This window comes from Jiangella sp. DSM 45060 (assembly GCF_900105175.1).
GTDB lineage: Bacteria > Actinomycetota > Actinomycetes > Jiangellales > Jiangellaceae > Jiangella.
Window position 1 is genome coordinate 6,226,318 of the sequence record NZ_LT629771.1, and the last position, 12,408, is coordinate 6,238,725.

A 12,408-nucleotide genomic window follows, 5' to 3' on the forward strand; every position below is an offset into this window, starting at 1 on the left:
TCCAGGTCGCCTCTAGAGTCTCAGTCGTGACGGTACTGGTCGGCTGGATCCTCGCACTCGCGATGGTCGTCGTGGTGCCGCTCGGGCTGCGGTTGATCGACGACGACCGGCGGCGGCTCGGACCGGTCGGCCAGGTGTGGCCGTTCGCCGGGCTGCTCGGCGGGCTGTCCCTCCTGCTCGACCGCGGCGACGCCTTCACCGTCGCACTGGCCTGCTGTTACGCGTCCGTCACGGCATGGCTCGCGGTGCTGGCGCTGCTGCGGCTGCTGCGCCGGCGGTCGCCGGCGCCGGTCGAGGTCGCGGTTCTGACGGCCATGGTCGCACCGGCCGTCGCCGCGAGCTCGCTGATCGCGGAGCGCGGCGGCTGGGAGCTGCTCGGCTTCGGCATGACGACGCAGCTGCTGACGGTGGCGCACTTCCACTACGCCGGGTTCGCGGCGGCGCTCTTGGCCGGGCTGACCGCGAGCCGGGCGCCGTCACCGTCGTCATCGATGGCCGCGGTGACGGTGCCGGTCGGGATCGCCCTGGTGTTCCTCGGCTACTTCACCGGCGACGGCGTCGAGCTGGCCGGCGCCGTCGTGCTGACGGCCGGCATGTGGCTGCTCGGCTGGACCGTGTGGCGCGACGTGGCGCCGTCGGCCCGCGGCCGCGTGACCCGGGCACTGTTCGGCGTGAGCGCCGCCGTGCTCGCGGTGACGATGCTGCTGGCGCTGAGCTGGGCCGCGGGCCACGTCTGGGACACCGTCCCGCACCTGTCACTGACCTGGATGGCCGCGACCCACGGCCTGGCCAACGCGCTCGGCTTCGCGCTGTGCGGCCTGCTCGCCTGGCGCCGGGTTCAGCGCGCGCCGTCGCCCATCCGCCCGGAAGGAGCCCCACCATGACCACCGACGACCGGCCCGTCGCGGCCGACCCCGCCGACCTCGAACGCCTCTTCGTCCGGCGGGTCAACGACCGCGACGCACCGGCGACGTCGCGCTGACGTCCACCCGCCTGGCAGACGGCGGCGTGACCGCCGAGGTGGCCCGGCGCCAGCCGGACGGCAGCTGGCGCTGGGCCCTCGACCAATGGAACGTGTTGATCTGAGCCGGCTGATCAGCGCGCGGGCGACACCCCCGCGACGAACGTCATGTCGGCGTAGCGGTCGCCGGCCGGCACGCTCGAGTCGAGCAGTTCCAGCTCGGCGGCGGTCAGCGTGACATCCAGCGCGGCGACGTTCTCCTCCAGGTAGCGGCGCCGCTTCGTGCCGGGGATCGGCACGACGTCGTCGCCGCGGGCCAGGGCCCAGGCCAGCGCGATCTGGCTGGCCGTCGCGCCCCTGGCGGCGGCCAGCTCGCGCACCGTCTCGACCAGCTCGAGGTTGCGCTGGAACGCCTCACCCTGGAACCGCGGGCTGTGCCGCCGGTAGTCGTCGTCGGTGAAGTCGTCCGGCGAGGTGATCGCGCCGGTGAGGAAGCCACGGCCGAGCGGGCTGTACGGCACCAGGCCGATGCCCAGCTCGCGGCAGGTGCCGACGATGTCGCCCTCGAGGTCGCGGCTCCACAGCGACCACTCCGTCTGCAGCGCGGCGATCGGGTGGACGGCGTGCGCCCGGCGGATCGAGTCGGCGGCGGCCTCGGACAGCCCCAGGTAGCGCACCTTGCCGGCCTGCACCAGCTCGGCCATCGTGCCGATGGTGTCCTCGATCGGGGTCTTCGGGTCGACCCGGTGCAGGTAGTAGAGGTCGACGTGGTCGACGCCGAGCCGGCGCAGCGACCCGTCGATGGACGCGCGGACGTAGGCCGGACTCGCGTCGAAACCGCGGGCGAGCGGGTCGGCGGGGTCGAGGACGATGCCGAACTTGGTCGCCAGCACGACCTCGTCGCGGCGGCCGGCGATGGCCCGGCCGACCAGCTCCTCGTTGACGTACGGGCCGTACATGTCGGCGGTGTCGAGGAAGGTGACGCCGAGGTCGAGCGCGCGGTGGATGGTGGCGACCGACTCGGTGTCGTCGCCGGGGCCGTAGGACTGGCTCATGCCCATGCAGCCGAGGCCGAGGGCGGACACCGTCAGGCCGGACCGGCCGAGGGCGCGTTGGGGTAGGGACATGGTGCTCCTTGCGGTGCTGTGTGCCGGGTGCTGTGCGCCTACGGGGCCGCGCTGCCGCCGTACTTGGCGATCTTGAAGTCGACGACGTCGAGAGCGATGCGCAGCGCCTCCATGCGGACCCGCACCGCCTCGCGGTGCTCGACCAGCAGCGCCAGCCGTTCCGGCTCGGTGCCCGGGCCGAGCGCCGCCAGCTCGAAGTAGCGCTGGATGTCGCGGATCGGCATGTCGAGCTGACGCAGCCGGGTGATGAACACGACCCGGTCGACGTCGTCGGGGGTGTAGTGACGCCGCCCGGCGCTGTCGCGGGGCACGTCGAGCAGGCCGATGCGCTCGTAGTAGCGCAACGTGTGGGCCGTCACGCCGGTGCGCTCGGCCACCTCGGAGATGGTCTCGGACGGTGCGGTGAGCGTCGTCACGTCATCGACGGTAGGGCTTCGAGTGCACTCGAAGTCAAGTCACTCGTAGCCGAACATCTGGGTCCAGTACGGCCCGCGGGAGCTGTCCGCCGCGCCGACGCCGATGGCCTCGAAGTCGCAGTTCAGGATGTTGGCCCGGTGACCCTCGCTGTCCATCCAGCCGTCGACGACCGCTTCGGCGGACTGATAGCCACAGGCGATGTTCTCGCCGCCCCAGCCGTCGTACCCTGCCCGCTCCGCCCGCTCGCCCGGCCCGACGCCCTCCGGCGTCACGTGGTCGAAGTAGTCGCGGTCGGCCATGTCGGCGCTGTGCGCGAGGGCGGCCTCGTGCAGCCGGTCGTCGGCGCGCAGCGGGCCGCAGCCCTCCTCGGCGCGGACCTCGTTGGTGCGGTCGATGACCTCCTGCTCGCGCTCCGACATGCCCTCGGGGTCCGGCTCGACCGGCGGCTCCGGCGTGCCGGCGTTGGTCGGCTCCGGCTCGGCCGGCTCCTCCGGTTCCGGCTCCTCGGTCTCCGACGGCTCGGGTTCCGGTTCCTCGGTCGCCTCGGGCTCCGGGGTCGGCGTCGGGGTGGGCGTGGGTGTCGGGGTCGGCGTCTCGGTCGGCGTCGGCGTGGGCGTCTCGGCGGGCGGCGGCGAGGACGACTCCAGCGGGACCAGCTCGGCGCTGTCCGCCCGCGGGATCGCCATCGGCTCCTCGCCGCAGCCGGACGTCACCAGAACGGCGATGGCGGCGGCGCAGGCCGCGGTGCTCGCCCGCCTCGGCCGCATGCCCGCCTCCGTCCACTCGACGGAGGGCATTCTTGCCCCGGCCCGGAGTGTCCGAAACCTCCCTGTTCTCCGGCTCGGCGCTCAGTCGCAGGGGCGGTCGGCGCTGACGGCGTACGTGCGGGCGGTGCCCTCGGTGAGCAGCAGCTCGACGGCGGCGAGGAGGCGGTCGACGTCGGCGGCGGTGGAGCCGAGGCCGAAGCTGGCCCGCAGCGCGCCGTCGCCCGCGCCGAGCCGGTCGAGCAGCGGGTGCGCGCAGAACCGGCCGTCGCGCACCCCGACGGCGTGCTCGGCGGACAGGTACTCGGACACCTGCCGTGCGGTGTAGCCGTCGACGGTGAACGCGACGACGCCGACGGCGGAGCCGCTGTCCGGCCACAGCCGCAGCGTCCGCACGCCGTCGAGGCGGTCGAGCCCGGCCAGCAGCCGGCGGCGCAGCGCCGACTCGTGCACCTCGACGCAGCCCTCCGGCAGCGCCGCGACCGCCTCGCAGGCGCGGGCCAGCGCGGCCGCCCCGATGACGTTCGGCGAGCCGCCCTCGTGCCGGGCCGGGGCCGGCGCCCACTGCGTCGCCGCCGTGGTGACCTCGCGGACGGCGCCGCCGCCGGCGAGGTACGGCGGGGCGGCGTCGAGCCAGTCGCGGCGGCCGACCAGCACACCGGCGCCGAACGGCGCGTACAGCTTGTGCCCGGAGAACGCGACGTAGTCCAGTTCGCCGGCCACGATGTCGATGCGCCGGTGCGGAGCGAGCTGTGCGGCGTCGACGGCGATGCGCGCGCCGTTGCGGTGCGCCAGCCCGGCCAGCGCGCCGAGCGGCAGCTGCTCGCCCGTCACGTTCGAGGCGCCGGTGACGGCGAGCAGCGCGGCCGGGCGCCGGGACAGCTCGACCTGCAGCCGGCTCAACGTCTGCGCCAGCGTCGGCGCGGCCTCGACGACGCGGTGCGGGCCGCGCTGCCAGGGCAACAGGTTGGCGTGGTGCTCGAGGTCGAGGACCACGACCTCGCCGCCCTCGGGCACGCAGCCGGCCAGCAGGTTGAGCGCGTCGGTGGTGTTGCGGACGAACACCACGACGTCGTCGTGGCGGGCGCCGACGAACCCGGCGACGGTCGCCCGGGCGTCCTCGTACCGTCGGGTCGACAGCTGCGACGGGTACCCGGCGCCGCGGTGCACACTCGCGTACGTCGGCAGGATCTCGGCGACGTGGTCGGCGACGGCGCTCAGCGCGGGCGCGCTGGCCGCGTAGTCGAGGTTGACGTAGCGGGCGTCGCCACCGCCGGCCAGCGGCGCCCGCAGGTCGGCGCCGGCCACCGGGAGCAGCGGCTCGGTGGGCGCGGCCGGCAGCGGGGCGTGGACGCGGGGCAGGTCGGTCACGGTCACGGGTCCTCCAGGTGGCCGGGACCCGGGGCACGGGTCCGCGCTTGCCGACTCGGGGCCGAGCCGGCCAGGTCGTCACCCGGGGCACCCCACCGCGGTGGAGGGTTGCCGGCCAGCGAGCCGGGGCTTGGCGCTGGCGCTCATGACCTTTCGACCGCGAGCCTAACCGGCCGTGACACTCATCGTCCACCCATTGAGCGAATTCGTCTCGCTGAGTGAGAATCTGGTCCGGCTCGCGGCGATCCCGGCTTAAGCGGCAGAATGCCGGGGACGTCCTGCCGAAGAGAGTGGAACCACGTGTCCAAGCCCGCCCTGCCGTCCGTCCAGCAGCGCATCGCCGACGAGCTCGGCGTCCACGAGCACCAGGTCGGCGCCACCGTCGCCCTGCTCGACGAGGGCGCCACCGTCCCGTTCATCGCGCGGTACCGCAAAGAGCGCACCGGCGGGCTCGACGACACCCAGTTGCGCACGCTCGAGGAGCGGCTGCGTTACCTGCGCGAGCTGGAGGAGCGCCGGGCCGCCGTGCTCGAGTCGGTCCGCGAGCAGGGCAAGCTCGACGACGCGCTGGAGGCGCAGATCCTGCTGGCCGACACCAAGGCCCGGCTCGAGGACATCTACCTGCCGTACAAGCCGAAGCGGCGCACCAAGGCGCAGATCGCCCGCGAGGCCGGGCTGGAGCCGCTGGCCGACGGTCTGCTCACCGACCCCACGCAGGACCCGCAGACCGTCGCCGCCGGCTATCTGAACCCGGAGGCCGGGGTCGACGACGCCGCCGCCGCGCTGGCCGGCGCCCGGGCCATCCTCGTCGAGCGCTTCACCGAGGACGCCGACCTCATCGGCACGCTGCGCGAGCAGGTGTGGACGGCCGGGCGCATGACGGCGAAGGTGCGCGAGGGCAAGGAGCAGGCCGGCGCGAAGTTCGCCGACTACTTCGAGTTCGCCGAGCCGCTGACGAAGCTGCCGTCGCACCGCGTGCTGGCCATGCTGCGCGGCGAGAAGGAGGAGGTGCTCGACCTCACCGTCGACCCCACCGGCGACGACGGCTCCACCGCGGCGTACGAGGGCGAGATCGCGCGCCGGTTCGGCATCCGCGACGAAGGCCGCCCGGCCGACCAGTGGCTCACCGACACCGTCCGGTGGGCCTGGCGCACCCGCATCCTGCTGCGCCTCGACCTCGACCTGCGCACCCGGCTGCGCGAGGCGGCCGAGGAGGAGGCGATCCGGGTGTTCGCCACCAACCTGCGCGACCTCCTGCTGGCCGCGCCCGCCGGCACCCGCGCCACGCTGGGCCTGGACCCCGGCTTCCGCACCGGCGTGAAGGTCGCCGTGGTCGACGGCACCGGCAAGGTCGTCGCCACCGACACCATCTATCCGCACCAGCCGGCGAACCGGTGGAACGAGGCGCTGACGACGCTGGAGCGGCTGGCCCGCGAGCACGACGTCGACCTCGTCGCCATCGGCAACGGCACCGCGTCGCGCGAGACCGACAAGCTGGCCGCCGAGCTCGTCAAGCTCCGGCCCGGGCTGACCAAGGTGATGGTCTCCGAGGCCGGCGCCTCGGTGTACTCCGCGTCGGCGTTCGCCGCTCAGGAGTTGCCCGGCATGGACGTCTCGCTGCGCGGCGCCGTCTCCATCGCGCGGCGGCTGCAGGACCCGCTGGCCGAGCTGGTGAAGATCGACCCGAAGTCCATCGGCGTCGGCCAGTACCAGCACGACCTCCCCGACTTCGCGCTGTCCCGCTCGCTCGACGCCGTCGTCGAGGACTGCGTCAACGCCGTCGGCGTCGACCTCAACACCGCGTCGACGCCGCTGCTCAGCCGGGTCTCCGGCATCACGCCCGGGCTGGCCGAGAACATCGTCGCTCACCGCGAGAACAACGGCCCGTTCCGCACCCGCACCGCGCTCAAGGAGGTCGCGCGGCTCGGGCCGAAGGCGTTCGAGCAGTGCGCCGGCTTCCTGCGCATCCCCGGCGGCGACGACCCGCTCGACGCGTCCGGCGTGCACCCCGAGGCGTACCCGCTGGTGCGGCGCATCGTCGGCACCTCGGGCCGCGAGCTCAAGGGGCTGCTCGGCGACACCCGCACGCTGCGCGAGTTCCGGCCCGCCGACTTCGCCGACGACGTGTTCGGCGTCCCGACCGTCACCGACGTGCTGCGCGAGCTGGAGAAGCCCGGCCGCGACCCCCGGCCGTCGTTCCAGACCGCCACGTTCAGCGACGGCGTCGAGAAGCTCACCGACCTCACCCCCGGCATGACGCTGGAGGGCGTCGTCACCAACGTCGCCGCGTTCGGCGCGTTCGTCGACGTCGGCGTGCACCAGGACGGCCTGGTGCACGTATCGGCGATGTCGAAGCGGTTCGTGTCGGACCCGCGCGAGGTGGTCAAGCCCGGCGACGTCGTCAAGGTCAAGGTCCTCGAGGTCGACGTCGACCGCAAGCGCATCTCGCTCACCCTGCGGCTGGACGACGAACTGCCGGCGCCGGGCGCGGGTGGCCGCGGCGGCAAGCCCGGCGGGGGCCAGCCGCGCGGCGGACAGCGCGGTGGCGGGCAGCCCCGCGGCGGCGGCCGGCCGCAGCGCGAGCGCGACGCGGCACCGGCCGCCGGTGCCATCGCCGACGCGTTCCGCCGGGCCGGCTACGGGCGCTGAGATCACCCGATGGTTGCCGCTGCCCACTTCATCACCGCAGGTCAAGCGGGCTGATTGGACCGAACCACGCCCTTGCCCGGGTACCGGGCCGGGTCTAGCGTCGCGTGCGGAGGGACCGGCGCAGGGGGCACGACATGGCCGGTGTCCCCGCCCGGCCAGGGGGGCATGAGACTTCTCGCGCGCTCGCGTGCGCCACCGATGCGATCCACGATCGATCCGCAGTGCCAACTCCGCAGTCAGACCGTGGAACCCATGACATCCAACGGGGATGACATAAACGCATCATCATCATCCTGGTGGCCGTACTCGGACTGCTCGGATTCATCAGCACGCCGGCCGTCGCCCAGAGCGGCCACTTCATCGAGGGCGGCCGCAACGCCCCCGAGTGCGTCGACATCGGCACCCAGGTGCTCTGTGAAGGCAAGGTCGCCGGTCTCGGCGGCACCACCTTCGAGATCACCGTCGAGGCGACGGGCATCGCCGAAGTCGTCTGCATCAACCCGGCCGGCAACCGCGCCCCCGGGCAGGACACCGAAGTGACGGTGTCCGGCACGACGACCCCGCTGCCCACGTCGCGCAACGGCCAGTTCGTCTTCAGCATCACCAGCGACGACCCAGAGCCGCTGCCGCCGACGCCCACCTGCCCGAACGCGCAGTGGACACCGGACATCGTCGATGTGGCCTTCACGGAGGCCACGCTGACGCTGCTCGAGGACGGCGTGGTCTCCGACGTGGTGACCGTGCCGGTCGAGTCGTGACGTAGCAGTTCGTTCGACCAACCAGGGGTCGGGCCCGCAGGCCCGGCCCCCCTTCTCACGACGTCACGGAGCGGTGCCGAGCTTCGGGTCGAACGCCGTCACCCAGAACACCCGGTGCTCGACGTCGTAGTCGTGGATCATCGCGGTGCTGCCGGGACGCAGCTCCTCGATGCCGTCGTGGCGCACCTCGATGACGACGGGGGTGCCGTCGGGCCCGGTGACCTCGGCCTGGCCGGCGTCGGGGCCGACCTCGCCGGTGCGCACGACGCAGATGCTGCCGACCAGCCTGGCCGGGTCGGCCGGACGTCCGGGGCGCAGCAGGCGGCGCAGCGGCCGGGCCAGCACCGCCGTCCCCAGCCCGGCGGCCACCAGCGCGGCCACCGCGATGACGACCGACGCCGGCAGCCCCGGCGGACGCGCCGCGACGTCGCCGCCGCGGACGAGGGTGCCGGTCAGTGTGCCCAGCCAGGCGAGCACGAGGAACACCGACCCGGTGACGTTCAGCGGCACGCCGTCGCCGGCCACGGGCGGGTTGCCGCCGACCATGACCAGCAACCAGTAGACGACCACGGCGACGGTGAGGAACGTGAACGGCGCCACCGGGAACGTCATGGCGGCGTCGAAGAGATCGTTGATCGCCACCGTCCAGCCTTCCGAACGCGCACGTGGGTCGACGCGAGCATAGCGCCGCGACCGCCCGCCGCACCGGGGATTTCCGGTCGCGGACTAGGGTCGGCTGGTGCGCGCGATGGTGTATGAGAAGTTTCGCGAGCGGCCGGTCGTCCGCGACGTCGCCGAGCCGGTCTGCCCGCCCGGCGGCGCCGTCATCCGGGTCGAGGCGACCGGGCTGTGCCGCAGCGACTGGCACGGCTGGATGGGCCACGATGACGACATCGAACTGCCGCACGTGCCCGGCCACGAGCTGGCCGGCGTGCTCGCGGAGGTCGGGCCGGACGTCGACGGCTGGCGGCCGGGCGAGCGCGTCACCGTCCCGTTCGTCTGTGCGTGCGGCACCTGCGAGCCGTGCCGGGCCGGCGACCACCAGGTGTGCGAACGGCAGACGCAGCCGGGGTTCACCCACTGGGGCTCGTTCGCCGAGTACGTGGCGATCGAGCACGCCGCGGTCAACCTCGTCCGGCTGCCCGGCGCGGTCGGCTTCGCCACCGCGGCCGGGCTGGGCTGCCGGTTCGCGACGGCGTACCGCGCGGTCGTGCAGCAGGGGCGGGTCGCGGCCGGCGAGTGGGTCGCGGTGCACGGCTGCGGCGGGCTGGGGCTGTCCGCCGTCATGATCGCGGCGGCCCACGGCGCCCGGGTGGTCGCCGTCGACGTGGCCGAGCCGGCGCTGGAGCTGGCCCGGAGCGTGGGCGCCGCGGTCACCGTCGACGCGAGCGACGGGACCGACGTGGTGGCCGCGGTGCGCGACGCCACCGGCGGCGGGGCGCACCTGTCCCTCGACGCGCTGGGCAGCACGGCGACGTTCCAGAACTCCGTGCGCGGGCTGCGCCGCCGCGGCCGGCACGTCCAGGCCGGCCTGCTGGTGGCCGAGCACGCGAGCCAGGCGGTGGCGATGGGGCCGGTCGTCGGGACCGAGCTGGAGCTGCTGGGCAGCCACGGCATGGCGGCACACCACTACCCGGCGATGCTGGCCGAGATCGCCGCCGGGACGCTGCGGCCGGAACTGCTGCTCGGCCGCGAACTGAGCCTCGAGGACGGCGTCGACGCGCTGCTTGCGATGTCGGACGGATCGCCGACCGGGGTGAGCGTCATCCGGCCGAACGGACCTGTCGCCGGCACCTGACGCGATGGTATGACTGTATCCATGACCCGGAGACGACACGCGGTCATCGCCGCCACCGTCCTGTTCGCCGCCACCTCCGTCACCGCCGCCGCGCCGGTGGGCGCCGCCGACGCGCGCGTGCCCGAGGCCACCATCGCCACCGGCCTCGGCTTCGACACCTGCACCGCGCCGTCGGTCGCCGCGCTCGACGCGTGGTGGGGCACGTCGCCGTACACCACCGTCAACATCTACTTCGGCGGCATCAACCGCGGCTGCCGCCAGCCGAACCTGACCCCGTCGTGGGTGCAGACGGTCAGCGGCATGGGCTGGGGCCTGCTGCCCACCTACATGGGCCACCAGCCGATCTGCATGCTGGGCTCCAAGGAGCACCGGTTCACCGAGGGCGACGCCACCGCCATCGGCACCGCGAACGCGCAGGACGCCATCGCGCAGGCCCAGCACCTCGGGCTGTTGCCGGGCAGCGCGCTGTACGCCGACGTCGAGCACTACGACCGCCGCGACACCTCGTGCGTCACCGCGGTCCGCCTCTACGTCTCGGCGTGGACCACGACGCTGCACGACGCCGGCTACCTGGCCGGGGTGTACGTGCACCAGGACTCCGGCCTGCGCGACCTCTCCGCCGTCTACGACTCCCCCGACCACGCCCGCCCGGACGCCGTCTGGATGGCCCGCTGGGATGGCAGCCCCGCCCTCACCGGCTGGCCCACCGCGCCGGACAGCCAGTGGGCCGACCACCAGCGGGCCAAGCAGTACCTCGGCGACCACAACGAGACCCACGGCGGCGTCACGCTCAACATCGACAGCGACTCCCTCGACGCGCCCATCGCCACGGTCGCAGGTCGGTAACACCGCCCGAAACCCCTGTTCAACGGCGGTTTTCGAGAGCACACTCGGAACCGGAGGACAGGGGGGTCCACCATGAGCCGCTGGTCGGGCACCGTCAGCAGGGCGGCCGCTGCCGCCGTCGGCGCGGCGCTGGTCGTCGCCACACTCACCACGCCGGCGGGCGGCTATCCGGCCACGCCGGGGAACTACCCGAGCGGGTCGTCGGCCACCGTCGCCACCGGGCGCGGCTTCGACACCTGCACCGCACCGTCGCTGGCCGCGCTGCAGGCCTGGCGCGTGTCGCCGTTCCGGACGGTCAACATCTACTTCGGCGGCGTGAACCGCGGCTGCACCCAGCCCAACCTCACCGCCGCGTGGGTCCGCGGCGCGACGGCGGCCGGCTGGCGGCTGCTGCCCACGTACTTCGGGCGGCAGCCGTCCTGCATGCTCGGCACGAAGCCGTACCGGTACACGTCCGGGACCGCGGGCTCGTACGGGATCTCGGACGCGCAGGACGCCGTCACGCAGGCGCGTGCGCTCGGTCTGCTGCCGGGCAGCGCGCTCTACGCCGACGTCGAGCACTTCGACCGCACGAACGCCGACTGCGTCCTCGCGGTCCGCCGCTACGTCTCGGCCTGGACGGTCACCGTCCACCAGGCCGGCTACCTGGCCGGCGTGTACGTGCACCAGGACTCCGGCCTGCCCACGCTGTCCGGCTCGTACGGCTCGGCCAGCTGGGCCCGGCCGGACGCCGTCTGGATGGCCCGCTGGGACGGCAACTCCGCGCTCACCGGCTGGCCCACGGCGCCCAACACCCAGTGGTCGAACCACCAGCGGGCCAAGCAGTACCGCGGCGACCACACCGAGACGCACGGCGGCGTCACGCTGAACATCGACAGCGACTCACTCGACGCGCCCGTGGCGACGGTCGCGCAGACGTTCCGGGTCACCAGTGCGACGGCGCTCAACGCCCGCACCGGGCCGTCGACGGCCTACCCCGTCACCCGCAGCATCGCGCCCGGGGCGTCCGTCGCGGTGATCTGCCAGGGGCACGGTCAGCGGGTCGGCACCAGCGCCGTGTGGGACCGGCTCACCGACGGCTCCTGGGTGGCCGACTACTACGTGTCGACGCCGTCGAGCACCACGTTCTCCAGCGCCCTGCCCAAGTGCACCTACCCGGGCCAGGTGACGAGCACGACGCCGCTGACCGCGCGGGGCGGACCGGGCACGAACTACGCCGCCGTCGGCGCGGCGCTGCAGCCCGGCGCGCTCGCGTACGTCATGTGCCAGTCGGTCGGCTCGCTGGTCGGGACGAGCCGGGTCTGGAACCGGATGGACGACGGACGCTGGGTCAGCGACTACTTCGTCGGCAACCAGTCCTCCCACACGTGGAGCGCGCCCGCGCCGCGCTGCCCGTGAGTCGACACGTACCGGTTCGGGCGGCGGACGTCCGGCCCTGCCTCTACGCTGCTGCTGCCAGGTTGTCGTCACAGGAAGGTCGCTTTCGATGGCAGGGAAGTTCGAGCTCTACAAGGACAAGTCCGACCAGTACCGCTTCCGCCTGAAGGCCGGCAACGGCGAGGTCATCGCCGTCGGCGAGGCGTACGCCAGCAAGAGCGGCGCGCTCAACGGCATCGACTCCATCCGGCGCAACGCCGTCGACGCGGAGATCGACGACCAGACCGACTGACGCCGGACCGTCCGGGAGCCCCGGTTCCGCCGCGCGGGCCGGGGCTCC

At 73.6% G+C, this 12,408-nt stretch carries 12 protein-coding genes and 1 riboswitch; of the genes, 7 read left to right on the forward strand and 5 right to left on the reverse strand.

From position 1 onward, the window contains the following. The first annotated feature begins 26 nt into the window (after nucleotides 1–26). The gene (locus BLU82_RS28020; protein WP_092624196.1) at nucleotides 27–884 is read left to right on the forward strand and encodes a YndJ family protein; all 858 of its coding nucleotides are present in this window, start codon (nucleotides 27–29) and stop codon (nucleotides 882–884) included. Nucleotides 885–1,095: 211 nt separating this feature from the next. Here the strand turns inward: BLU82_RS28020 and BLU82_RS28025 are convergent, their stop codons facing one another. The 4 genes from BLU82_RS28025 to BLU82_RS28045 form a co-directional block, all read right to left on the reverse strand. Further along, nucleotides 1,096–2,088, reverse strand: coding sequence for an aldo/keto reductase (locus BLU82_RS28025; RefSeq protein ID WP_092624197.1), 993 nt, complete (start codon nucleotides 2,086–2,088; stop codon nucleotides 1,096–1,098). Between the two features lie 38 nt (nucleotides 2,089–2,126). After that, on the reverse strand, nucleotides 2,127–2,504 hold the full coding sequence (locus tag BLU82_RS28030; protein ID WP_069109150.1) for a MerR family transcriptional regulator: 378 nt from the start codon (nucleotides 2,502–2,504) through the stop codon (nucleotides 2,127–2,129). Nucleotides 2,505–2,543: 39 nt separating this feature from the next. Beyond that, complete coding sequence (locus BLU82_RS35330; RefSeq protein ID WP_197682525.1) at nucleotides 2,544–3,272, reverse strand: CAP domain-containing protein; 729 nt, start codon at nucleotides 3,270–3,272, stop codon at nucleotides 2,544–2,546. Between the two features lie 81 nt (nucleotides 3,273–3,353). Beyond that, on the reverse strand, nucleotides 3,354–4,646 hold the full coding sequence (locus BLU82_RS28045; RefSeq protein WP_231947599.1) for an aminotransferase class V-fold PLP-dependent enzyme: 1,293 nt from the start codon (nucleotides 4,644–4,646) through the stop codon (nucleotides 3,354–3,356). 32 nt (nucleotides 4,647–4,678) lie between these two features. Beyond that, a riboswitch (SAM riboswitch) is annotated at nucleotides 4,679–4,791 on the reverse strand. Nucleotides 4,792–4,940: 149 nt separating this feature from the next. Between BLU82_RS28045 and BLU82_RS28050 the strand changes: the two genes are divergently transcribed. Beyond that, entirely contained in the window at nucleotides 4,941–7,289 is a 2,349-nt protein-coding gene (locus BLU82_RS28050) for a Tex family protein (RefSeq protein ID WP_304440687.1), read from the forward strand. 296 nt (nucleotides 7,290–7,585) lie between these two features. Next, nucleotides 7,586–8,047 carry a hypothetical protein gene (locus BLU82_RS28055; RefSeq protein ID WP_092624200.1) on the forward strand — a complete coding sequence of 154 codons (462 nt, stop codon included), beginning with the start codon at nucleotides 7,586–7,588 and terminating at the stop codon, nucleotides 8,045–8,047. Between the two features lie 63 nt (nucleotides 8,048–8,110). Here BLU82_RS28055 and BLU82_RS28060 read toward each other — a convergent pair whose 3' ends face one another. Further along, nucleotides 8,111–8,689 carry a hypothetical protein gene (locus BLU82_RS28060; RefSeq protein ID WP_092624201.1) on the reverse strand — a complete coding sequence of 193 codons (579 nt, stop codon included), beginning with the start codon at nucleotides 8,687–8,689 and terminating at the stop codon, nucleotides 8,111–8,113. A gap of 97 nt (nucleotides 8,690–8,786) precedes the next feature. Between BLU82_RS28060 and BLU82_RS28065 the strand changes: the two genes are divergently transcribed. The 4 genes from BLU82_RS28065 to BLU82_RS28080 all read left to right on the forward strand — a co-directional run bounded on the left by BLU82_RS28065 (nucleotide 8,787) and on the right by BLU82_RS28080 (nucleotide 12,360). After that, complete coding sequence (locus BLU82_RS28065; RefSeq protein ID WP_092624202.1) at nucleotides 8,787–9,845, forward strand: zinc-dependent alcohol dehydrogenase family protein; 1,059 nt, start codon at nucleotides 8,787–8,789, stop codon at nucleotides 9,843–9,845. A gap of 21 nt (nucleotides 9,846–9,866) precedes the next feature. Beyond that, complete coding sequence (locus BLU82_RS28070) at nucleotides 9,867–10,691, forward strand: glycoside hydrolase domain-containing protein (RefSeq protein WP_197682526.1); 825 nt, start codon at nucleotides 9,867–9,869, stop codon at nucleotides 10,689–10,691. A 72-nt stretch (nucleotides 10,692–10,763) separates the two neighbouring features. Then, a complete protein-coding gene (locus BLU82_RS28075; RefSeq protein ID WP_092624204.1) occupies nucleotides 10,764–12,089 on the forward strand; it encodes a glycoside hydrolase domain-containing protein in 1,326 nt (441 codons plus the stop codon). An 88-nt stretch (nucleotides 12,090–12,177) separates the two neighbouring features. Further along, nucleotides 12,178–12,360 carry a YegP family protein gene (locus BLU82_RS28080; RefSeq protein ID WP_092624205.1) on the forward strand — a complete coding sequence of 61 codons (183 nt, stop codon included), beginning with the start codon at nucleotides 12,178–12,180 and terminating at the stop codon, nucleotides 12,358–12,360. The last annotated feature ends 48 nt before the right edge of the window (nucleotides 12,361–12,408 follow it).

Coding starts and splice junctions, on each gene's coding strand:
- BLU82_RS28025 (WP_092624197.1), bottom strand. CDS start 2,088: ATGTCCCTACCCCAACGCGCCCTCGGCCGGTCCGGCCTGACGGTGTCC.
- BLU82_RS35330 (WP_197682525.1), bottom strand. CDS start 3,272: ATGCGGCCGAGGCGGGCGAGCACCGCGGCCTGCGCCGCCGCCATCGCC.
- BLU82_RS28070 (WP_197682526.1), top strand. CDS start 9,867: ATGACCCGGAGACGACACGCGGTCATCGCCGCCACCGTCCTGTTCGCC.
- BLU82_RS28075 (WP_092624204.1), top strand. CDS start 10,764: ATGAGCCGCTGGTCGGGCACCGTCAGCAGGGCGGCCGCTGCCGCCGTC.
- BLU82_RS28080 (WP_092624205.1), top strand. CDS start 12,178: ATGGCAGGGAAGTTCGAGCTCTACAAGGACAAGTCCGACCAGTACCGC.